This is a genomic window from Pseudomonas kielensis (genome assembly GCF_014236655.1).
Lineage (GTDB): Bacteria > Pseudomonadota > Gammaproteobacteria > Pseudomonadales > Pseudomonadaceae > Aquipseudomonas > Aquipseudomonas kielensis.
In genome coordinates, this window is the sequence record NZ_JACMYG010000004.1 from 118,628 (window position 1) to 140,787 (window position 22,160).

The 22,160-nt window shown below is 62.0% G+C and carries 19 protein-coding genes and 1 riboswitch; of the genes, 8 read left to right on the forward strand and 11 right to left on the reverse strand.

Features of this window, described 5'->3' with window-relative positions:
- The first annotated feature begins 25 nt into the window (after window positions 1-25).
- Complete coding sequence (locus tag H7995_RS05425) at window positions 26-604, forward strand: YceI family protein (protein ID WP_166592600.1); 579 nt, start codon at window positions 26-28, stop codon at window positions 602-604.
- Window positions 605-672: 68 nt separating this feature from the next.
- Here the strand turns inward: H7995_RS05425 and rhlE2 are convergent, their stop codons facing one another.
- The 5 genes from rhlE2 to ahcY all read right to left on the reverse strand — a co-directional run bounded on the left by rhlE2 (window position 673) and on the right by ahcY (window position 7,208).
- Entirely contained in the window at window positions 673-2,532 is a 1,860-nt protein-coding gene (gene rhlE2, locus H7995_RS05430) for an RNA helicase RhlE2 (protein WP_185818087.1), read from the reverse strand.
- A 226-nt stretch (window positions 2,533-2,758) separates the two neighbouring features.
- Window positions 2,759-3,574, reverse strand: a complete 816-nt coding sequence (locus H7995_RS05435; RefSeq protein ID WP_182342726.1) for a substrate-binding periplasmic protein — start codon at window positions 3,572-3,574, stop codon at window positions 2,759-2,761.
- Between the two features lie 56 nt (window positions 3,575-3,630).
- Window positions 3,631-4,713 (reverse strand): hypothetical protein, encoded by a 1,083-nt coding sequence (locus H7995_RS05440; protein ID WP_185818088.1) that lies wholly within the window; start codon window positions 4,711-4,713, stop codon window positions 3,631-3,633.
- 85 nt (window positions 4,714-4,798) lie between these two features.
- Window positions 4,799-5,644 carry a methylenetetrahydrofolate reductase [NAD(P)H] gene (gene metF, locus H7995_RS05445; RefSeq protein ID WP_185818089.1) on the reverse strand — a complete coding sequence of 282 codons (846 nt, stop codon included), beginning with the start codon at window positions 5,642-5,644 and terminating at the stop codon, window positions 4,799-4,801.
- A 154-nt stretch (window positions 5,645-5,798) separates the two neighbouring features.
- On the reverse strand, window positions 5,799-7,208 hold the full coding sequence (gene ahcY, locus H7995_RS05450) for an adenosylhomocysteinase (protein ID WP_166592324.1): 1,410 nt from the start codon (window positions 7,206-7,208) through the stop codon (window positions 5,799-5,801).
- 22 nt (window positions 7,209-7,230) lie between these two features.
- A riboswitch (S-adenosyl-L-homocysteine riboswitch) is annotated at window positions 7,231-7,333 on the reverse strand.
- A gap of 197 nt (window positions 7,334-7,530) precedes the next feature.
- Here ahcY and H7995_RS05455 point away from each other — a divergent pair.
- The 3 genes from H7995_RS05455 (at window position 7,531) to H7995_RS05465 (ending at window position 10,873) form a co-directional block, all read left to right on the forward strand.
- Window positions 7,531-7,935, forward strand: a complete 405-nt coding sequence (locus H7995_RS05455; protein ID WP_166592323.1) for an acyl-CoA thioesterase — start codon at window positions 7,531-7,533, stop codon at window positions 7,933-7,935.
- A gap of 65 nt (window positions 7,936-8,000) precedes the next feature.
- Window positions 8,001-8,882 (forward strand): formate/nitrite transporter family protein, encoded by an 882-nt coding sequence (locus H7995_RS05460; RefSeq protein WP_166592322.1) that lies wholly within the window; start codon window positions 8,001-8,003, stop codon window positions 8,880-8,882.
- Between the two features lie 128 nt (window positions 8,883-9,010).
- On the forward strand, window positions 9,011-10,873 hold the full coding sequence (locus H7995_RS05465; RefSeq protein WP_185818090.1) for a DUF3857 domain-containing transglutaminase family protein: 1,863 nt from the start codon (window positions 9,011-9,013) through the stop codon (window positions 10,871-10,873).
- Here H7995_RS05465 and H7995_RS05470 read toward each other — a convergent pair.
- Window positions 10,854-12,029: an MFS transporter gene (locus H7995_RS05470; RefSeq protein ID WP_185818091.1), complete on the reverse strand. Its 1,176-nt coding sequence runs from the start codon at window positions 12,027-12,029 to the stop codon at window positions 10,854-10,856. The two genes, H7995_RS05465 and H7995_RS05470, sit on opposite strands and share 20 nt — an antisense overlap.
- Window positions 12,030-12,222: 193 nt before the next feature.
- Here H7995_RS05470 and H7995_RS05475 point away from each other — a divergent pair, with 193 nt between their 5' ends.
- Window positions 12,223-13,056 (forward strand): EamA family transporter, encoded by an 834-nt coding sequence (locus tag H7995_RS05475; protein ID WP_166592319.1) that lies wholly within the window; start codon window positions 12,223-12,225, stop codon window positions 13,054-13,056.
- 38 nt (window positions 13,057-13,094) lie between these two features.
- Window positions 13,095-13,478 carry an MAPEG family protein gene (locus H7995_RS05480; protein WP_166592318.1) on the forward strand — a complete coding sequence of 128 codons (384 nt, stop codon included), beginning with the start codon at window positions 13,095-13,097 and terminating at the stop codon, window positions 13,476-13,478.
- A gap of 9 nt (window positions 13,479-13,487) precedes the next feature.
- On the opposite strand, the gene mltA is transcribed toward H7995_RS05480, so the two are convergent.
- Window positions 13,488-14,660: a murein transglycosylase A gene (gene mltA, locus H7995_RS05485; RefSeq protein WP_166592317.1), complete on the reverse strand. Its 1,173-nt coding sequence runs from the start codon at window positions 14,658-14,660 to the stop codon at window positions 13,488-13,490.
- A 129-nt stretch (window positions 14,661-14,789) separates the two neighbouring features.
- On the opposite strand from mltA, the gene H7995_RS05490 reads away from it, so the two are divergent.
- Entirely contained in the window at window positions 14,790-15,239 is a 450-nt protein-coding gene (locus H7995_RS05490; protein WP_166592316.1) for a c-type cytochrome, read from the forward strand.
- A 66-nt stretch (window positions 15,240-15,305) separates the two neighbouring features.
- Here the strand turns inward: H7995_RS05490 and H7995_RS05495 are convergent, their stop codons facing one another.
- The 4 genes from H7995_RS05495 to H7995_RS05510 form a co-directional block, all read right to left on the reverse strand.
- Window positions 15,306-15,701 carry a DUF1090 domain-containing protein gene (locus H7995_RS05495; protein WP_095164451.1) on the reverse strand — a complete coding sequence of 132 codons (396 nt, stop codon included), beginning with the start codon at window positions 15,699-15,701 and terminating at the stop codon, window positions 15,306-15,308.
- 93 nt (window positions 15,702-15,794) lie between these two features.
- A complete protein-coding gene (gene ligB, locus H7995_RS05500; protein WP_185818092.1) occupies window positions 15,795-17,480 on the reverse strand; it encodes an NAD-dependent DNA ligase LigB in 1,686 nt (561 codons plus the stop codon).
- 152 nt (window positions 17,481-17,632) lie between these two features.
- Window positions 17,633-18,823: a methionine adenosyltransferase gene (gene metK, locus H7995_RS05505; protein WP_166592314.1), complete on the reverse strand. Its 1,191-nt coding sequence runs from the start codon at window positions 18,821-18,823 to the stop codon at window positions 17,633-17,635.
- Window positions 18,824-18,842: 19 nt separating this feature from the next.
- Window positions 18,843-19,838 carry an ArsR/SmtB family transcription factor gene (locus tag H7995_RS05510; RefSeq protein WP_166592313.1) on the reverse strand — a complete coding sequence of 332 codons (996 nt, stop codon included), beginning with the start codon at window positions 19,836-19,838 and terminating at the stop codon, window positions 18,843-18,845.
- 273 nt (window positions 19,839-20,111) lie between these two features.
- Between H7995_RS05510 and tkt the strand changes: the two genes are divergently transcribed.
- Entirely contained in the window at window positions 20,112-22,109 is a 1,998-nt protein-coding gene (tkt, locus tag H7995_RS05515) for a transketolase (RefSeq protein ID WP_166592312.1), read from the forward strand.
- Window positions 22,110-22,160: the final 51 nt, after the last annotated feature.

Consider the following 22,160-nt stretch of genomic DNA (forward strand, 5'->3'; position numbering starts at 1 on the left):
ACCTCGACTCCAAGGAATAGAAAGCATGTTGAAAAAGTCTCTCGCCGCTCTGGCAATCGGTGCGGCTCTGCTGTCGGCCAACGTGATGGCAGCCGACTACGTTGTCGACAAGGAAGGCCAGCACGCCTTCGTTGACTTCAAGATCAGCCACCTGGGCTACAGCTACATCACCGGTACTTTCAAGGATATCGACGGCAAGTTCAGCTTTGACGCTGCCAAGCCTGAAGACAGCAAAATCGAGTTCAACGTCAACACCGCCAGCGTGTTCACCAACCACGCTGAGCGCGACAAGCACATCGCCAGCGCTGACTTCCTGAATGCGAGCAAATTCGCCAAGGCGACGTTTGTTTCCACCAGCGTCAAATCCACTGGCGAAAAAACCGCTGACGTGACCGGCGACCTGACCATCGCAGGCGTGACCAAGCCGGTCGTGGTCAAGGCCACTTTCCTCGGCGAAGGCAAGGATCCATGGGGCGGCTACCGTGCCGGCTTCGAAGGCACTACCAGCATCAAGCGTTCCGACTTCGGCAAGCAGAAAGACCTGGGCCCAGCGTCCGACGCAGTCGAGTTGTACGTTTCGTTTGAAGGCGTGAAAGCGAAGTAATTTTCGCCACGCAAACAAAAATGCCCCGCATCCTTGGATGTGGGGCATTTTTTATGGCGCGTTGAAAATCAGCGGTTGCGGGTCAGCAGCGCTGGTTTTTCGCCACGTGGACGGCTTGGCAGTTGATCGAGCTGCTCAGGAGTCGGGAACCGGTCGGTCTTGGACTCCTTGTGAATGATCTTCGGTGCCGGGCCACCGCGCGGGTTTTGTACCGCTGGCTCCTGGCGTGGTTGATCATCACGGGCCGGGCGACGGTTGCGGGACTCCTCGCGACGGGCCTGGCCGTCACGGGGTGCGCCACTGCGTGGGCCGCTGCGCTTGGCGGGCGGGGTGCCAGTGCTGGCGCCGCTGCTGTTGCGTGGACCGTTCTGCCGGCCCTGTGGCTGGCCAGTGCGTGGAGCGCCGGCGCCTGCGCCTTGTGCCGGGGCACCTGGACGGCGACCACGGCCTTGGGCCGGTTTCTGCTGTGGCACGTAGTCGACGCGGTTACCGAAGTTATCCACATCGTCGTCGAGGAACTCGTCCGGTGCCCGGTCAGCGGCCGCACGCGGGGCAGGGCGCTGTTGTTCGCGGGCAGGGGTGCCTTCACGCGGCTTTTGCGCCGGGCGTTCGCCACGGTTGGCTGCCGGCTTTTCCTTGCCGCCCTTGTCCTTGCCTTTGTCCTTGCGACCGCCGCCACCGCCACCGCCGTTCGGACCGTCGCCGCGCGGGCCACGTGGGTTGCGCGGGTTACGCACATCCGGACGCTCGCGCACTTCTGGCTTCTCGGCCTCGACGCTGCTGGCATCAAACCCCATCAGGTCGCCATCGGCGATCTTCTGTTTGGTCATGCGCTCGATGCTTTTCAGCAGTTTTTCTTCGTCCGGAGCGACCAGCGAGATCGCCTCGCCCGAACGACCGGCACGGCCCGTACGGCCAATGCGGTGCACGTAGTCTTCGTCGACGTTCGGCAGTTCGAAGTTGACCACGTGTGGCAGTTGGTCGATGTCCAGGCCGCGCGCCGCGATGTCGGTGGCAACCAGGATCCGCACTTCACCGGCCTTGAAGTCGGCCAGGGCTTTGGTGCGGGCGTTCTGGCTCTTGTTACCGTGGATGGCCACGGCGCTCAGGCCGTGTTTGTCCAGGTACTCGGCCAGGCGGTTGGCGCCGTGCTTGGTACGGGTGAAGACCAGTACCTGTTCCCAGGCGCCGGCGGTGATCAGGTGCGCCAGCAGCGAACGCTTGTGGCTCGCCGGCAGGCGGAACACACGTTGCTCGATCCGCTCGACCGTGGTGTTGGGCGGCGTGACTTCGATGCGCTCGGGGTTGTGCAGCAGCTTGCCGGCGAGGTCGGTGATGTCCTTGGAGAACGTCGCCGAGAACAGCAGGTTCTGACGTTTGGCCGGCAGACGGGCCAGGACCTTCTTCACGTCATGGACAAAACCCATGTCGAGCATGCGGTCGGCTTCGTCGAGCACGAGGATTTCCACGTGGGACAGGTCGACACTGCCTTGGCCGGCCAGGTCGAGCAAACGACCCGGGCAGGCTACCAGCACGTCAACACCGCGGGCCATGGCCTGAACCTGAGGGTTCATGCCAACGCCGCCGAAGATGCAGGCACTGACGAACTTGAGGTCGCGGGCATAGAGCTTGAAGCTCTCGTGCACCTGGGCGGCCAGTTCGCGGGTCGGGGTCAGGACCAGTACGCGCGGTTGGCGCGGGCCGTGACGCTGGGACTTGTCCGGGTGACCGTTGGGGAACAGGCGTTCCAGAATCGGCAGGGCAAAGCCGCCGGTTTTGCCAGTGCCTGTCTGTGCCGCAACCATCAAGTCGCGACCTTGCAACACGGCGGGAATGGCCCGCTGTTGCACCGGAGTAGGCTGGGTATAGCCGGCGGCTTCGATGGCGCCGACTAAAGCCTCGGAGAGACCGAGGGAAGCAAAGGACATGAGTAATCCTGTTTTAGTTAGGGCTTGGCCCAATGGGATAGTCTTGCCTGGCGCGAGTGGCGTTTGAGAGAAGCGCAATCGCGTCCGGTCCTGCTGGGCCCTGATGGCTCATCTGCGAGTGCTCGCGCGGGCTGAAAAGCTGCGCTGTAGCGATGTCGAGAGGCCTGAAACAGTGCCGAGCGTCCGGGCGTAAGCCTGGCGGGAAGGCCGGAGTATAACAGAGCAATCACTGTGCGCTGCTTTCCTGCTGCTCAACGGTTTTTTCTTCACGGGCTTGCGCCGGCACAAGTGTCTGGTCCTTGGCCGGCGCCGCGCCATAGCGCGCGCTGAGTTGGGCGTAGGCCGGCTCACGCTTGAAGCGCTTGAGTTCGGCGCCGAAACGCTGCACCAGCAGGTCCATGCCGGCATTGCGGCGCACGGCCAGGAACTGGCTCTCGCGGCTGATGACGGTCGGGCTTTCGCTGATCTGGTCACGCAGGTTCAGGCTGTCGAGCAGGGTTTGCCCGACCCGGCGGTCGGTGATCAACAGGTCGATGCGCCCGCGTGCCAGCTTGCCGAAGTTGGCTTCATGGGTCGGCGCCGGCTCCCGGGTAAACAGCGTGGACTCGCGAAAGTCCTGGCTGTACAGGTAGCCGGGGGAGGTGCCGATGGTCAGGCCGCGCAGATCTTCGAGGGTGTTGAACGGGTGGGGGCGGGCGTTGGCGTAGAACATCACGAACTCGACTTGCGACAGCGGTTCGCTGGGGTAGAGCAGGGTGGCGTCGCGTTCGTTGCTGTGGAAGATGTCGAGTGCGCCGTCGGCCAGCCCTTGATCGAGCATGGCCAGGCAGCGCTTCCACGGCAGGAACTGCCATTGCACTTCGATACCCAGGCGCTGGAAGACAATGGCCGTGGTCTCGTAGTCCAGCCCCCGGGGCTGGCCGTTTTCCTCGTACACGTAAGGTGCCCAGGGCTCGGTGACGATGCGCAACTTTTCCGCCCGGGCAGCAAAGCTCAGGCAAACAAGAAGCGCGGCTGTCAGCAATTGGGCAATGACGGGCATCGCTGGAGATTACGACGATAGGCAGTGAAATAGCTAGAGGCTGTCTAGCCTGAGGCTTAGTCGCCTTTTGCCTGCATCAGGTGTAGGTAGATGGCCTGGCGTCGCCGGCCCAGAACCAGGCGGTTGATCGGGTGGTTGAACCAGCGCTCCAGTTGATCGTTTTCCAGCGGCCGTTTCAGGCGTTTTTCCACATTGGCATGGGCTTTTTCCCACCAGACCGGCGTACAGGCCTGATCAAACGGATTGGCATGGCGGTAGCAGCCGTAGAGGATTTCGCGCATGAACTGGCGCTGCTGGCGGGGCAAGGCCAGGGTCACGATCTTATAGGCCAGGCGCTGCAGGGTCGGTGGGCGCGGCAGAGTCGCCGTTACCAGTGACGTTTCGTCCAGGGCCAGGGTGCTGGTGAGGTTGGAGCGGTGTTTTTCAAGCCAGGCATTGGTCTTGGCGCGAAACAGCTCCTTGCGGCTCCAATAGTGATGGATCAGGTCCGGGCAATCGCGCACCTCACGCTGACGGTAGGCGGCCACCGACAGGCAGAACTCCTCAAGGGTGTAGGCGCCCTGGGCCAGGGGATAAAACTCGTCCATCAGGGCCAGGGAGTGGGCGAGGATGTCGGCATCTTGGCGGTACAGGCCGATGACCCCGGAGTTCAGCAGGGGCATCTGGTCGTCTGCCAGTTGTCGCTGTTGCAGCACCTCGGCCAGGGTCTGGTAGAGGCGGGTCTGCTTGTTGCTGCCGTAGGACATGCCGAGGGTGTTGCACAGCAGGGTGCCAGGCTGGATGCGCCGGAACAGCTCCAGGGGCGAGCAGTGGAAGAAGGTGTCGGTGTCGATCAGCAGGGCCAGTTCCGACTCGGCCAGGACCTGTTGCATGACCGCGTGTTTGGCGCGGAAGTGGTAGCCGTGGGGCGCGATCCAGCCCTGGCGGGTGGCTTCGTCGAACTGGCGAATCCGTACCGGCAGGTCGCGGTAGGGCGCCGGGTTGTCGGTGAAGACCTGGATGTCGAGCGCTTCCCCCGGCGTTTTGCGCAGGCCCGCCAACGCACTGGCAATACTGAAGAGTGCTTCCTGGTGGTAAGTGCAGGTACCGTAGACCAGGTAGATCAGTTGTGGGGTTGGCGTTGAGCTGGGTGTCGACATCTACTGCAGTTTTCCCGGTTGAGTGACAAGTAAAAAAAAGGCCCTGGGGTTCGCCAGGGCCATTTTTCTGAATGCACTGCCGTGATTAGCGTGGCAGTTTCAGATTGTTCCAGACAGCGAGGCTAGGATCCGCCTGGTTCAGGGTATAGAAATGCAGCCCTGGTGCGCCGCCTTGTAACAAACGCTCACACATTTGTGTGATCACCTGCTCGCCGAAACCCTGAATGCTCTGGGTGTCGTCGCCGTAGGCTTCCAGCTGCTTGCGGATCCAGCGCGGGATTTCCGCACCGCAGGCATCAGAGAAGCGCGCCAGCTTGCTGTAGTTGGTGATCGGCATGATACCCGGCACGATCGGGATGTTCACGCCCATCGCCCGTACACGCTCGACGAAGTAGAAGTAGCTGTCGGCGTTGAAGAAGTACTGGGTGATCGCGCTGTCGGCGCCAGCGTTGGCCTTGCGCACGAAGTTGGTGAGATCGTCTTCGAAATTGCGCGCTTGCGGATGCATTTCCGGGTAGGCGGCGACTTCGATGTGGAAATGATCACCGGTTTCTTCACGAATGAATTGCACCAGGTCATTGGCGTGGCGCAGTTCACCGCTGGCCATGCCCATGCCCGACGGCAAGTCGCCACGCAAGGCAACGATCCGGGTGATGCCTGCCGCCTGGTACTGGCTCAGCAGGGCGCGCAGGTCGGCCTTGCTGTCGCCGACGCAGGACAGGTGCGGGGCGGCAGGGACTTTGACTTCGCTTTCCAGCTGCAACACGGTGTTGATGGTGCGATCACGGGTCGAACCGCCAGCGCCATAGGTGCAGGAGAAGAAATCGGGGTTGTAGGTGGCCAGCTGACGGGCAGTGGCGAGCAGCTTTTCATGCCCAGCATCGGTCTTGGTCGGGAAGAACTCGAAGCTGTAGCGACGATCTTGGGACATGGTCATATCCTTGGAAACACGAGAACCTTCGAAGCTGCACTGCCCAGGTGGGAGCGGGCTTTTGTGGGGGCTGGCTTGCCTGCGATGCCATCGCGGGCAAGCCCGGCTCCCACAAAAGCTCGCTCTCACAGGGAGAGCGAACGGTCAGCGTCTGTTAGTAACGGTAAGCGTGCGGCTTGAACGGGCCTTCGACGGTCACGCCGATGTAGTCGGCCTGGGTCTTGGTCAGTTGAGTCACAACGCCGCCGAAACCGCGGACCATTTCCAGGGCCACTTCTTCGTCGAGTTTCTTCGGCAGTACTTCAACGGTCAGGCGCTCGGCTTTCTGGGCTGGCGACAGGTCGGCGTACTTCTGGCCGAACAGGAAGATCTGTGCCAGGACCTGGTTGGCGAACGAACCGTCCATGATGCGGCTTGGGTGACCGGTGGCGTTACCCAGGTTCACCAGGCGACCTTCGGCCAGCAGGATCAGGTAGTCGTCGTTTTGTGCGTCGAAATCGCCAGGGCCGGTGCGGTGGATCTTGTGCACCTGTGGCTTCACTTCTTCCCATGCCCAGTTCTTGCGCATGAAAGCGGTGTCGATTTCGTTGTCGAAGTGGCCGATGTTGCAGACAACAGCGCGCTTCTTCAGGGCCTTGAGCATGTTCGAGTCGCAAACGTTGACGTTACCGGTGGTGGTCACGATCAGGTCGATCTTGCCCAGCAGCGCTTTGTCGATGCTTGCTTCGGTGCCGGTGTTGATCCCGTCGATGAACGGCGATACCAGTTCAAAACCGTCCATGCAGGCTTGCATGGCGCAGATCGGGTCAACTTCGGAAACCTTGACGATCATGCCTTCCTGACGCAGGGACTGGGCCGAACCCTTGCCCACGTCACCGTAGCCGATGACCAGCGCTTGTTTGCCGGACAGCAGGTGGTCGGTACCACGCTTGATCGCATCGTTGAGGCTGTGACGGCAGCCGTACTTGTTGTCGTTCTTGCTCTTGGTCACCGAGTCGTTGACGTTGATGGCCGGGATTTTCAGCTCGCCCTTGGCCAGCATGTCCAGCAGGCGATGCACGCCGGTGGTGGTTTCTTCGGTCACGCCGTGGACGCGATCCAGAACCTGTGGGTACTTGTCGTGCAGCAACTGAGTCAGGTCGCCGCCGTCGTCGAGGATCATGTTGGCATCCCAAGGCGCGCCATCTTTCAGGATGGTTTGCTCCAGGCACCACTCGTACTCTTCTTCGGTCTCGCCTTTCCAGGCGAAAACCGGAATGCCGGCAGCGGCGATGGACGCGGCAGCCTGGTCTTGAGTCGAGAAAATGTTGCAGGACGACCAGCGCACTTCGGCACCCAGGGCAACCAGGGTTTCGATCAGCACGGCAGTCTGAATGGTCATGTGGATGCAGCCGAGGATCTTCGCGCCTTTGAGCGGTTGCTCTTCGGCGTACTTGCGGCGCAGACCCATCAGGGCCGGCATTTCCGATTCGGCGATGATGGTTTCGCGACGGCCCCAGGCAGCCAGGGACATGTCGGCGACTTTGTAGTCGTTGAAATCTGCAGGCGTGTTGACAGCGCTCATGAAGAGCCTCCATTCGTAAGTAGGCGAATGGGCGCCGTTGTGCGTTTAGAGTCTGGCGGTTCAAGGCCAGGCAACGCCCCATCCGAGCCTGACAGGTCGAACCTGCTGCAGCGCCCCTCGGACAGGTGGCGGGAAAACGGTAGCAATTGAAGATGACCGTTTTGAAACGGGGGCGATTATAGCGGGCCGGGCGGATCTTCCAAAGGGTTTCTGTCGGCTGGTTGATAATCTTGATCGAGACCATAGTCGATGCTGCGTAGAGCTCTGCGTCGGGCTCTGCCATGATGGTCGGCATCAATCGGCAAGACGGTCAGGAGTGAGCATGAATTTCCACACCCGCAAATGGGTAAAACCCGAAGACCTCAACCCCAACGGCACGCTGTTCGGCGGTAGCCTGTTGCGCTGGATCGACGAAGAAGCGGCGATCTATGCCATTGTCCAGCTGGGCAACCAGCGCGTAGTCACCAAGTACATTTCCGAAATCAACTTTGTCAGCGCCTCGCGCCAGGGCGACATCATCGAACTGGGCATCACCGCCACCGAATTCGGTCGTACCTCGATCACCCTGACCTGCGAAGTGCGCAACAAGATCACTCGCAAGAGCATCCTCACGGTGGAGAAGATGGTCTTTGTGAACCTCGGCGAGGACGGCCTGCCGGCCGCGCACGGGCGGACCGAGATCAGATACGTCAAGGACCAGTTCCAGGATGGCGCCGGCGTCGAATAAAACACAGAACGTATGCCGCACCTCGCGTGTCGTACTTAAACGACACGCCACAGGTTGCGGACTCCATGAACACTGAAAAAGACGGCAAGACCCCGAACCTTTCGGCGCAGGAACAGCACGACGTCGACAAGAACCAGCCACCGCGCGCGGCGGTGCTGCATGAAATTATCCGCACCCAGGGTGACCAGGAGCTGGAGCGCAGTGTCGCCGCGCTCTGGTGGTCTGCCTTGGCCGCCGGCTTGACCATGGGCCTGTCGCTGATGGCCATGGGGCTGCTGAACTCGCGACTGCCGGAGGGCGAAGCCTTCAAGGTGATCGCCAGTTTTGGCTACTGCGCCGGGTTCCTGGCGGTGATCCTCGCCCGCCAGCAGTTATTCACGGAAAACACCCTGACCGCCGTGCTGCCGGTCATGACCAAACCCACGTTGAACAATTTCGGCCGGCTGTTGCGCCTGTGGACGGTGGTCTTGTTTGGCAATCTGTGTGGGACCTTGCTGGTGGCCTACGTGATGTTGCACCTGCCGATTTTCGACACCCGGACCGACCTGGCCTTCCTCGATATCGGGCGCAAGGTCATGGAGAACGACGCCAGCAAGATGTTCGCCAAGGGCATCGTCTCGGGCTGGATGATCGCCACCATGGTCTGGATGATCCCTTCCATGGAAAGCGCCAAGATGTGGATCATCATCCTCATCACTTACCTGATGGCGCTGGGGGACTTCACCCACATCGTGGTCGGTTCGGCTGAGGTCTCCTACCTGGTGTTCGCGGGCCAATTGTCGTGGGCGGACTTCTGGCTGGTGTTTGCAGGTCCTACGCTGGCGGGGAACATCATTGGCGGCAGCTTCATCTTTGCCCTGCTCAGTCATGCGCAAATTCGCAGCGAGAGTGGACCGCCGAAGAACACAGAAGCGCCTGTGGCCGGTCCGCACACGCCGGACAAATGAGCCGCAGGTTCACCCTGCTGCGCGGGTAAGAGCCTGAATTTGAACAATTATTCAAAGATGTCGAAATGATGGGGCAGTGCTTGCTGTATATTGCGAACGCTTCCCATTCATGAAAAAGACGGATCTTTATGCAGTTCTCATGCTTCTCCCCTGCGCGCCTTCTGAGTGCGCTGCTGGTGTCTGTCCTGGTTGTGGGCACCGCCCAGGCCAAGGACGATGGCACTGACCTTTCGATCACCATCGAGAAAGAAATCCAGACCAATGTGGTCAATGCCGACGGCAGTTTCGTGGCGACCTTGGAAACGGTGCACCTGATCAACGAAGAACGGGCGATCAAGGCCTGGGCGCAACGTTCGATGAGTTACAACCGGACCCTGGAAACCCTGGAGGTGGTCCAGGCGTATACGCAAAAGCCTGACGGACGCAAAGTGCAGGTCAAGGCCGACCAGATCAAGGAGCAGCAGGAGCGAGCGTCTGCGGATGCCCCGATGTTCCAGGACACACTGCTCAAGGTGGTGATCTTCCCTGAGGTGGCCGTGGGCGACCGGCTGGTGGTTCAGTTCAAGAAAAAGCGCAGCACGGCGCTGTTTCCTGGCCATTTCGAAGACCTGTCCTACCCGGCGTTTTTCCCGACCCGGCAATTCACCCTGATCTATGACTTGCCGGCCGACATGCCGCTGCACGCCGATGCCAAGGGCTTTACCGCGAGCACACCGGCCGCCGGGCCGGGACGTAAAGTCTATCGCTGGGACTATGTGCCTGCGCAAAAGGCGCGAATCGAGCAGGGGGCGGTGTCTTACCTGGACTACGGCCAATACCTGGCCGTGTCGACATTCGGCGATTTCGCCACATTCGCCAAGGCCTACGATGCACGAGCCCACAGTACCCTGACACCGCAGATCCAGGACCTCGCCAACAGCCTCACGGCCGGGCTCGACACGCCCCGGGCCAAGGCGATTGCGCTGAGCGACTGGGTGCGCAAGCACATTCGTTATGTTGCGGTCTACGTCGGCCCTGGCGGTGTGGTGCCCCATCCGGTGGACACGATTCTGGCCAACCGCTATGGCGACTGTAAGGACCACGTTGCACTGCTGGAAGCCATGCTGGCGGCCGTGGGGATCGAGAGTTCACCGGCCCTGGTCAACCTGGGCAATGCCTATGTGTTGCCCAAGGTGCCGACGCTGGGGCTGCTCAACCACGCCATCACCTATGTGCCGAGCCTGAACCTGTATCTCGATTCCACCGCCGAAGGCATTGCCGCGGGTTACCTGCCGGTGCCGGTGCTGGACAAGCCGGTGGTGCTGAGCAAGTCCGGTGATGTTGGGCACACGCCGACCTCACAAGAGGGCCTGGTGGAAAACAGCTTGCTGTTCAAGGTTTCGTCAAAAGGCGCTGCCGACTTCAGCCATACCTCCACTGTGATCGGCTGGGCCGCCGAGGTGAATCGCTATGGGGTCAAGTCGATGAAACCCGCCGACCGCGACCTGCTGATCCAGCAGGTCCTCGCGTCCTACGGGCTCAACGGCAGCGGCACGTTTGATGCCGGGAAGTTCGAGGGGAGCGGCCAGGGTTATGAAATGAACATGGCCGGGCGCGTGGAAAACCTGGTCAATCTTCCGGGTCCGATTGGCGTGCTGACCATGAGCAGCCTTGCCGGCGGGATTGCGCAAAGTGTCTTCAGCCTGCTCATGGAGCCGGAGCGGACTCAGGCGTTCACCTGTATTTCCGGGGTGACCGAGGAGCAGGCGCGTTTTGAGTTCCCGCAGGATGTCAGCATTCTCGCGGCACCGAAGAACGTGACACTGAACCACGAGCGGTTTGACTACAGTTCGACCTATGCCCGCGAGGGCAACGCGGTGGTGGTCAAGCGCCGCTTCGACTTCAAGCAGCCGGGCGCGGTGTGCACCCCGGATGACTTCAAGTCGATGAAAGCCATGGCTGAGGCCGCGGCCAATGACCTGAAAAGCCAGATCATTGTGCAGTCGCTTTAAGCGCCAGGGCGCTCGCCCGGCGTTGCCGGTAGATGAAGTACAGCGCGGTCATTACGGTCAGGCCGCTGACCAGCGCGCCGGTCCAGGGCAGGTCTGCGAGGTCGGCGCCGCTGGCCACCACCAGGCCGCCGATCCAGGCGCCGGCAGCGTTACCCAGGTTGAAGGCGCTCTGGTTCAGGGTCGAGCCCAGGTTGGGCGCTTCATGGGCCTGGTCGATGATCAGCAGTTGCAGGATCGGGCACAGGGCAAAGGCAAATATCCCCCAGAGCACCAGGGTAATGGCTGCCGGGATCACCGAGTGGCTGGTCTGGCTGAATGCCGCCAATACCACCATGACCGCCAGTGCCATGCCCACCAGTGATGGCAGCAACCGGCTGTCGGCCAGCTTGCCGCCAAGCATGCTGCCCGCCGTCAGGCCCACGCCGAAGAGCAGCAGCATGAGGGTCACGCCGTGGGGGCTGACGCCGGTGATGTCCTGCAGGATCGGCGCGATGTAGGTAAACACGCTGAACAGACTGGTGGATGCCAGCACGCTCATGCCCAGTGCCAGCAGGACACTGGGCTTGCCCAGCACCTTGAACTCACTGGCCAGGTTGGCCTTGTCCATGGCGATGTCCTTGGGCAGCCACAGCCATTGGGCGAGGGCCGCAATCACCCCGATGACCGACACCGCCCAGAACGTCGAGCGCCAGCCGGCGTATTGGCCCAAGGCCGTGCCCAGGGGTACGCCCAGCACATTGGCCAGGGTCAGGCCGGTGAACATCAGCGCAATCGCCTGGGCCCGTTTGTTCGGTGCCACCAGGCCGGCGGCGACCACCGAGCCGATGCCAAAAAAGGCACCATGGCACAGCGCGGTGATCACCCGGGCCGCCATCAGCGTGGCGTAGTTTGGCGCCAGGGCGCAGAGGATGTTGCCGAGGATGAACATCAGCGTCATGCCCAGCAATGTAGCCTTGCGGGGCATGTTGGCGGTGCCGATCGCGAGGATCGGGGCGCCGAACACCACGCCCAGGGCATAGCCGGTAATCAGCAGGCCGGCGTCGGGGATGCTCACCGCGAGGTCGCGGGCGACATCGGGCAGCAGGCCCATGATGACGAATTCGGTGGTGCCGATGCCAAAAGCGGCAACGGCCAAAGCAAGCAAGGCCAGTGGCATGCGCAAGGTCTCTATGGGTAGTCTTGACGCTTTGATCAGGCGAACGCCTGCCGGCTCCCGAGTCGTTGAAGAGTCAGGTCGCAGCAGAAATTTATTGGAATAAGTATGTGCGCAAGTGAGTGCGGCGTGGTCGCTTGCAGTATAAACAGCTACTGACATATGGCGAATCAATTCACTAGGGCAAGGAGGCTACGTGCTCGCGACAGTTCTGGTTTTGGTGGCGGCGCTGTTGCATGCGGCCTGGAATACCCTGATCAAGTTCAGCGCCGAACGTTTGCTGGTGGTGGCCTGCATGGACAGCGTGGCGCTGTTGTTCGTGGCGTTGGCGCTGCCGTTCGTGAGCTTGCCGCCGCTGGACATCTGGCCGTGGATCCTCGCGTCGGCGGCCTTTGAGCTGCTCTATCGCTACCTGCTGATCCAGGCTTACCGGGTGGGTGACCTGGGCCTGGTCTATCCGTTGATGCGCGGGTTGTCGCCGCTGGTGGTGTTGGCGTTGACCCTGATCTTCGCCGGCGAAGTGCTGAGCACCCAGCAGATCCTCGGCATCCTGCTGATCCCGTTCGGCATGCTCTGTCTGCTGTGGCAGGGCGGTGGTGGCGAGCGCTTGCCGTGGACGATGCTGCCGGTGGTGGCGTTGATCGGCCTGTGCATCGGTTGCTACACGTTCATCGATGGCCAGGCGATTCGTCGCTGGTCGCACCCGCTGGATTACCTGGTCTGGGTCACGTTGCTCAGTGCCTGGCCGTTCCCGTTGCTGGCCATGGTGCGCAAGCGGCCGGCGTTCATGCTGTTCTGGCGAGAGCAGTGGCGGCTGGGGCTGGCGGTCGGATTCTGCGTGTTGTTCAGTTACGCTTTGGTGCTCTGGGCCATGCAGTTGGGGTCGATTGCCGAAGCGGCAGCGTTGCGCGAGATCAGCGTGATCCTGGTGGTGCTCTTTGGTATGCGTTACCTCAAAGAACCTTTCGGCAGACCGCGGCTCTTAGCCTGTGGGCTGGTGCTGATCGGCATGCTCGTGATGAAGTTCTGAGCCAAGGCTCATAAAACCCCAAAAAGAAGGAATCGGTAATGACTGTGGCTCTGTGGTGCATCTTGATCGCAATTTTCCTGCCGTACCTGTGCACGGCCGTCGCCAAGATCGGCGGCGGCTACCGGCTGCGGGATAACCATGACCCGCGTTCGTTTGCGTTGACCCTGGACGGCTTCGCCAAGCGCGCGCATGCGGCCCAACTCAACAGTTTCGAGATCACCCCGGCATTCGCCGCGGCGGTCATCGTTGCGCATTTGGCCGGCAACGCCGAGCTGGTGACGATCAACGTGTTGTCGGTGTTGTTCATCACCAGCCGGCTGCTGTACATCATCTGCTACCTGGCCGACTGGGCGATCCTGCGGTCGCTGGTGTGGTTTGTCGGCGTCGGCCTGATCATCAGCTTCTTTTTCGTCTCGATCTGATACGGCCAGTCACTTGGTGTCAGGCACCTGTGGCAGTTCAGGCAGCGGCGCGCCTTTCGGCCACAACATCCAGATCTGCCCCTGCTGCTTCATGTCGCCGGCCAAGTGCCCGGCGGCATCGCCGGTTCCCCAGAACAGGTCGGCGCGCACTTCGCCCGTGATCGCGCCGCCGGTGTCCTGTGCGGCCACCGGGCGAACCAGTGGGGTGCCATCGGGGCGAGTGGTCGATAGCCACAGCAAGCTGCCCAGCGGAATCACCTTGCGGTCCACCGCCACGCTGTAACCCGAGGTCAGCGGCACGTTCAGCGAGCCGCGCGGGCCTTCGTTGCTGTCGGGGTTTCGGGTGAAGAACACATAGCTCGGGTTGCTGGCCAACAGTTCGGGAATGCGGGTCGGATTGGCCTTGGCCCAGGCGCTGATGGCGCCCATGGTCACTTCTTCTTTCTTCAGTTCGCCCTGTTCCACCAGCCAGCGGCCAATGGGCCGATACGGGTGGCCGTTCTGGTCGGCATAGGCGATGCGCAGTTGCCGGCCATCGGCCAGCTGGACCCGGCCCGAGCCCTGGATCTGCAGGAATTGCAGGTCCATCGGGTCTGTCAACCAGGCCACTACCGGAGCCTTGACCCCTTGGGTTCCGATGGTGGCGGCGTCATCGTAAGGCTTGAGCACTCGCCCTTCGAGGCGGCCGCGCAGGCGCTTGCCCTTGAGCTCGGGGTAAAGACTGTCCAGGGAGACGATGATCATGTCTTCCGGCACGCCGTAGATCGGCACGTTGGCTGCCGGGGTCTGCGTCAGGCTGCCGGGGTACACCGGTTCGTAGTAACCGGTGATCAAGCCGTTGGCATTGCCGCCGGAGGAGCGCAGGCCGTAGACCTGAAGCTGTTCCTGGAGGAAGGCGCGAATTGCCGTGGCGTCTTGTGGCACGTTGGCCGCCGCGGCGCAGGGCGCGCCCCAGACGGGATCGGCCTTGAGGCGGGTGCAGGCGCTGCGCCAGGAACCGAACCCGGCCAGCAGGTCGCTATCGGAGACCGCCGGCAAGGCGTCCCAGGTCGCGCTGGAATAGGTGGCGAGTGCGTGGGTTTGCGGTTTGGTGCTATCGCCACCGTTGCAACCGGCGAGGAGGGCGATCATCGGAAAGGTCCAGCCCAGGTGCTTGCGCCAGGCCTTGAAACGACTGTTCATGCGGTACTTCCTGTGACCGGCTGCCGGAGGCCGTCAGGCACTCTGGCAACCCTTATTGTTAATAGGGCTATTGGTCTTTGTGGATCAGGCGAGGATACTGGCCGCCGATTTCCGTGACCTTGAGCCACCATGACTCTTAAAAGAATTTCTGTTGTATTGCTGGCCTGCCTGACGCTGTCTGCCTGCGGCGGTGTCGATCCGAACTCGCCGCTGGGTCAGCGCAAGGCGATCTTCAAGCAAATGCTCAAGACCGGCGAAGACCTGGGCGGCATGTTGCGTGGGCGCATACCGTTCGACGGTCCGCGTTTTGCCGAGGGCGCCGTCAAGCTCGACGCCCTGTCCCGGGAGCCGTGGAAGCATTTTCCCCAGGTTCGCGAGGAGGATCACAGCAGCGCCAAGGATGAGGTCTGGCAGAAGCAGGCTCGTTTCCAGGAAATGGCCCGCACGCTGGAAGCGGCCACCGCTGAACTGGTGGTTGCCAGCCAGGTCCAGCCCTACAAGGCGAGCAACCTCGGCCCTGCGGTGCAGAAAGTCGAAGACGCGTGCAGTGCCTGTCATAAAGAGTTTCGCGATCACTGAGTGCACTGGCTGTTGCAGGAGCTGGCTAGCCGCCAGCTCCTGCACAACCTGGGTTCGGTGTAGTGCTTACTTGTCCAGCTCGTCCAGCGCTTCCTGCAATTCCTTGCGGGACTCGGCGAGTTTGTCTTTACGTTTGTTGATCTTCTCCGGGTCGCCCTTTTTCATCGCCTTGTCGAGGTCGGCCTGACGCTTGCTGACTTCGTGCTTGGCATCGAGCACCTTGCTTTCGCGCTCTTTCTTCAGGGAGGCATCGGTGCAGTGGGCGGTGACTTCGCTCAGGGCTTTTTCCAGGCCAGCCTGTTGCTCGGCATTGCCGTGGGCCTTGGCCTGCTCGATCTGGGTGCTGATGGACTGGCGCTTGGCGGCGCAGCCGGTGAGTTCCGGGGCTTGTTCGGCCGCCATCAGTGGGGCAGCCAGGACGCTGCACAGGGTTAACAGGGCGAGCGGTGAAAGACGTTTCATGAAAGCTCCGTTCAACAGGTAATCAAGTCGGCGAGCAGATGGTCTGTTTGAGCGCATCGATACTCATTCGGTTCAAGGGTGCAGGTATCCCGGTCACTGAAATCCGTCGATACCGGCAGCCCGTAATTGTTCGCTCAAGGCCAGCACGTGCGGGTCGCGAAAAAAGGCGCTTAACTGCGCCGCGCGGCCCGGGCCGATGGCACCTTCGGCTAACCATTGAGCGGTGTTTCGCTGTGCCAGCAGTGGCCATGGGCCTACCAGCCTTGCCGCGCCCGTGGGCGGAACACCCAAGGCCTTTAGCCAGCGGGCGAATGGTTGCTGGCGGGCACGCTGCAGACTCTCCATCAGGCGTGCGCTGTTGCGTTCGCCGAAACCGTCAATGGTAGCAAGCTCTTGGGCATCGAGGGTCAACCAATCCAGTAACCCTTTGATACGGCCGGCCTTGACCAGCTTCTCCCAGGTGCCGGGTCCTACCTGGGCCAAGGCCAGGCCCTGCTTGCCACTGAGCCAGGTCAGGCGGGCCAGGAACTGGCTTTCACAGCCGGGGGTCGGTTGCCAGCAACTCAGGGGATGGAAGTCTTCAGCGCGCGGCACCAGGACCTGGGCGCGTTCGGTGCTGCGCAGTACCACGCTGTCGAGCCGCGGGATCGTCAGGCCGGCCAGGCTGATTGCGACATGATCGCCGGGGCGGATGTCCAGGCGTTGCCAACGCTCCAGTGAACTGACGCTGACTCGCCTGATCTGTCGGTCATCGAGGGTGAAGGGGGCAAGCTCCAGCACCGGGGTGATGCGTCCGGTGCGGCCGATCTTGAAGTGCACCTTGCGCACCTCGGCCAAGGCCTGGGCGAAGGGGTATTTCCAGGCGATGGCCCAATACGGCGACCGGGCTTGCCAGCGGGCGGCAGGCGGCCGTTGTTGCTGGCGCAGGACAATGCCGTCCGTGGCGAACGGCAGGGGCGTGCGATACCAGTGCTCGCGCCAGTGCTCGGCGTCGGCAAAGGTTTCCACCGGTTGGCTGAAGGGCTGCGTGTCGCCGAACCCCAGGGCAGCCAGGGCGGCGGCACGGGCCGGCAACTCGACGGGACCCCGGGGCCAGTCCCAGACAAACAGACCGATCCCCTCGGCCTCCTCGGGTTGCAGGGTCTTGCGGGCCATCAGCCCGGCCACGTTGCTGCGGGCACTGCGGCTGCCCGCCGTGGCCTGTACGTGATCGGTCAGGCGCCAATAGAGTTCGCCCTGCACCAGCAGGTCAATGGCTTGCGGCAATTGCTGGGGGACGGCGCTGAGCTTGCGGGCCTGGGCGGTCCAGTCCTGTCCCAGGATGCCGTCGCCACGACTGATGGCCTGGGCCAGTCGGCCCTGCTGGTAAACCAGGGTCACCGCCACCCCGTCGACCTTGGGCTGCACCCAGACCTGTTGGCGTGAGGCGAGCCAGTCGTTGACGGCCTGGCCGTCGCTGAGCTTGTCCAGGCCGGTATGGGGCGTGGGGTGGGCCAGGGTGCCGCGAGCGGTCAGTAACGGATTGTCGGCTTTGGCGTGCGCATTGAAGCAGCTACGCCAGGTGCTGAGCCGGGCGCGAGACTGGTCATAGAGCTCATCTGCCACCGGAGACTGGCCTTGGCGGTGATAGCGCTCGTCCCAGCGCTGGATCTGTTGCTGCAGGGCCTCGATTTCAGCAGTCGCGCGCTCGGCGGGCCAATCGGGGCAGGTGGTGGCATTGGCCAGCAGGCAGGCGCTGCCCAGGCATAAGCCGAGCAACAGAGGGAAGTGAGCCAGCATCGTGAGCGTCCTTGCCCGAGGGGGAGAAACTCAAGGCTAGATCAGGACCGAAGCGGGTGTTGCGCAGTGCTTTGCAGGGTGTGTCGCGCCCCCGAAAAAGCACAAGCCCCGCGCGGCGAACCGGGCGGGGCTTGTGTTGCAGGCCGTTGGGCTTACAGGCCGGCGGCAGCGCGCAAGGCGTCGGCGCGGTCGGTTTTTTCCCAGGTGAACGTGGTGAAGGTGTCGTCGCCCACGGTCTTGGTTTGCGGCGTGCGACCGAAATGGCCGTAGGCTGCGGTTTCCTGATACATCGGGTGCAGCAGGTCGAGCATTTTGGTGATGGCGTAAGGACGCAGGTCGAACACTTCGCGTACCAGCTTGACGATCTTGTCATCGCTGATCTTGCCGGTGCCGAAGGTGTTCAGCGAGATCGAGGTAGGCTGAGCGACGCCGATGGCGTAGGACACCTGAATCTCGCAACGCTCGGCCAGGCCGGCGGCCACGATGTTCTTGGCCACGTAGCGACCGGCGTAGGCGGCCGAACGGTCAACCTTCGATGGATCCTTGCCGGAGAACGCGCCGCCGCCGTGACGGGCCATGCCGCCATAGCTGTCGACGATGATCTTGCGACCGGTCAGGCCGCAGTCGCCAACCGGGCCACCGATGATGAACTGGCCAGTCGGGTTGATGTGGAACTGGGTGTCCTTGCTCAGCAGTTCGGCCGGCAGTACGTGCTTGACGATCAGCTCCATCACGCCTTCGCGCAGGTCTTTGTACGACACGTCCGGGTTGTGCTGGGTCGACAGGACGACGGCGTCGATACCGACGACCTTGCCGCCTTCGTAGCGGCAGGTAACCTGGGACTTGGCATCCGGGCGCAGCCACGGCAGCAGGCCGGATTTACGGGCTTCGGCCTGACGCTGCACCAGTTGGTGCGAGAAGGTGATCGGCGCAGGCATCAGCACGTCGGTCTCGTTGCTGGCGTAGCCGAACATCAGGCCCTGGTCGCCGGCGCCCTGGTCTTCTGGCTTGGCACGGTCGACACCCTGGTTGATGTCCGGGGACTGCTTGCCGATGATGTTCATCACGCCGCAGGTTGCGCCGTCAAAACCAACGTCGGAGCTGTTGTAGCCGATGTCGGTGATGACATCACGAACGATCTGCTCCAGGTCAACCCAGGCGGAAGTAGTGACTTCGCCGGCGATGATCGCCACGCCCGTTTTCACCAGCGTCTCGCACGCCACGCGGGCGAACTTGTCTTCAGCAATGATTGCGTCCAGCACCGCATCAGAAATCTGGTCGGCGATTTTGTCCGGATGCCCTTCAGACACGGACTCGGAGGTGAAAAGGGAGTATTCGCTCATCTCGATGTTTTCCTGAAATTTACCGATGGTGAGTGTCGCCAGCCGGTCGCTGAAAATGGCGGACCTGGATCTGGAAACCATTACGTAAGCCTACATAGAGACTTTCCCCGGGAACGAGTCCCGCAGCGGTGGCCCAACGGGCCAGATCGTCCTGTTCAAACCCCAACCAAAGATCACCGCAGGCCTCCCTGGCCCAACTTTGGTTGTGACTGCATAAATCTGTCACGAGCAGGCTGCCGCCTGGTTGTAGCAAGCCGGCCATGTGCTTGAGCGCATCGGCCGGGGCGGCGAAATGGTGCAGGACCATATTCAGTACCACGCAGTCGGCTGCCAGGCTCACGCCATTCAGGGCATCGGCCAACTGCAGGCTGACGTTAGTCAGCATTTCCCGTTCACACACCTGGCGCGCCAGTTCGAGCATCGCCGGGCTATTGTCGAGCGCCGTGACCTGACTGAAACGCCGGGCCAGTTCCGGGAGAAAACTGCCATCCCCGGGGCCGACTTCAATCGCTGTGGCCGTCTCACTGAAGCTCAGCTTGTCGAGCAGCGCCAGCACGCTTTCGCGGTACTGCGGCAGGCCGGCGATCAAGTCTTGCTGGGCGCGAAATTTGTCCGCAACCCGTGAGAAAAAGTCCTGGCTGGCGGCAGCCCGTTGTCCGTGGACCTGTGCGATACGCGATTGCACGTCGCCGGGCAGGGTCAGGTTGTCGACTTCTTCGAGCAGGGCGGCATGCAGCTTGCCGCCTGGCAATTCGGTGTGGGGCAGGGCGCGCCGGTAAAAAATCGCATTGCCTTCACGGCGAGTCGCCACCAGGTCGGCCTGGGCCAGCACTTTGAGGTGGTGGCTCATGCCGGATTGGCCGGTGGCAAAGATCTGCGCCAGCTCCAGTACACCAAACGAGTCATTGGCCAGGGCGCGCAATACATTCAGGCGCAACGGATCGCCGCCGGCCTTGCACAGGGCCGCCAGCTCATCACAATCGTCTGGGCGAATGGAAGGCGCGCGTAAGTTCATAAGGCCGGCAGTCTAGTCACGCCTAGAAATCCCCGCAAGTTCAATATCAAAAAGTTTTGATATTGCTCGATGGATGGCACTTCTTTCGCCGAACCTTACTCTACAAACCAAGTGCGGAAAGGTTTCACCTGGCGAATGCACACTTATCCACAGGAAAAACGTGCCTGATCGACTATCTGTCATTGCCCCGAGGCTGTCCGCTGAGGGAAAATGCTCGCCTTTTTTCCGTGCCGTTTTATTCACTCTCGATTCAAAATCCTCAGGAGAACAGCGATGCCAAGCCGTCGTGAGCGTGCCAACGCCATTCGTGCCCTCAGCATGGATGCCGTGCAAAAAGCCAACAGCGGCCATCCCGGTGCCCCTATGGGTATGGCGGATATCGCCGAAGTGCTTTGGCGTGACTACCTCAAGCACAACCCGAGCAACCCATCGTTCGCCGACCGTGACCGCTTCGTGCTGTCCAACGGCCATGGCTCGATGCTGATCTACTCGCTGCTGCACCTGACTGGCTACGACCTGTCGATCGACGACCTGAAAAGCTTCCGTCAACTGCACAGCCGTACTCCGGGCCACCCGGAATTCGGTTACACCCCAGGCGTTGAAACCACCACCGGCCCACTGGGTCAGGGCCTGGCCAACGCTGTGGGCTTCGCCCTGGCGGAAAAAGTCCTGGCAGCGCAGTTCAACCGCACTGGGCACAACATTGTCGACCACCACACCTACGTGTTCCTGGGTGATGGCTGCATGATGGAAGGCATTTCCCACGAAGTCGCTTCCCTGGCCGGTACCCTGGGCCTGGGCAAGCTGATCGCTTTCTACGATGACAACGGCATCTCCATCGACGGCGAAGTCGAAGGCTGGTTCACCGATGACACACCTAAGCGCTTCGAAGCCTACAACTGGCAGGTGATCCGCAACGTTGACGGTCACGACCCAGAAGAGATCAAGACCGCGATCGAGACGGCCCGCAAAAGCGAGCAGCCGACCCTGATCTGCTGCAAGACCACCATCGGCTTCGGTTCGCCAAACAAGCAAGGCAAGGAAGATTGCCACGGTGCCCCGCTGGGTGACGCGGAAATCGCCCTGACCCGTGCAGCGCTGAAGTGGAACCACGGCCCGTTCGAAATCCCGGCTGATATCTACGCCGAGTGGGACGCCAAGGAAGCCGGCCGTGCCGCAGAAGCCGAGTGGGACCAGCGTTTTGAAGCCTACGCCGCCGAATTCCCGGCATTGGCCATTGAGCTGATGAGCCGCCTCAACGGCGACCTGCCGCTGGACTTCTCGGCCAAGGCCGACGCGTACATCGCCGAAGTGGCCGCCAAGGGTGAAAGCATTGCCAGCCGCAAAGCCAGCCAGAATGCTCTGAATGCCTACGGCCCGCTGCTGCCTGAACTGCTCGGTGGTTCGGCCGACCTGGCCGGTTCCAACCTGACCCTGTGGAAAGGCTGCAAAGGTGTCTCGGCCGAAGACGCCAGCGGCAACTACATGTACTACGGCGTGCGCGAGTTCGGCATGAGCGCCATCATGAACGGCGTTGCCCTGCACGGCGGCCTGGTGCCTTACGGCGCGACCTTCCTGATGTTCATGGAATACGCCCGCAACGCGGTGCGCATGGCCGCGCTGATGAAGAAGCGTGTGATTCATGTCTACACCCACGACTCCATCGGTCTGGGCGAAGACGGCCCGACGCACCAGCCGGTCGAGCAACTGACCAGCCTGCGTACCACGCCGAACCTGGACTGCTGGCGCCCAGCCGACGCGGTCGAATCCGCCGTGGCCTGGAAGCACGCCATCGAGCGCAAGGACGGCCCTTCGGCGCTGATCTTCTCGCGCCAGAACCTGCAGCATCAGGTGCGCACCGACGCACAGATCGCCGACATCAGCCGTGGCGGCTACGTGCTCAAGGACTGCATCGGCGAGCCTGAGCTGATCCTGATCTCCACCGGTTCGGAGGTGGGCCTGACCGTTCAGGCCTACGACAAGCTGACCGAGCAAGGCCGCAACGTGCGCGTTGTGTCCATGCCCTGCACCAGCGTGTTCGAAGCCCAGGACGCCGGCTACAAGCAATCGGTCCTGCCGTTGCAGGTCAGCGCCCGTATCGCCATCGAGGCGGCTCACGCCGACTACTGGTACAAGTACGTGGGCCTGGAAGGCCGCGTCATCGGCATGACCACCTACGGCGAGTCGGCGCCTGCGCCAGCCTTGTTCGAAGAGTTCGGCTTTACCCTGGAGAACATCCTGGGCCAGGCTGAAGAGTTGCTGGAAGACTGATCCAGAAAAGGTGTTGCCTGAGCCGACGCCATCGCGGGCAAGCCCGCTCCC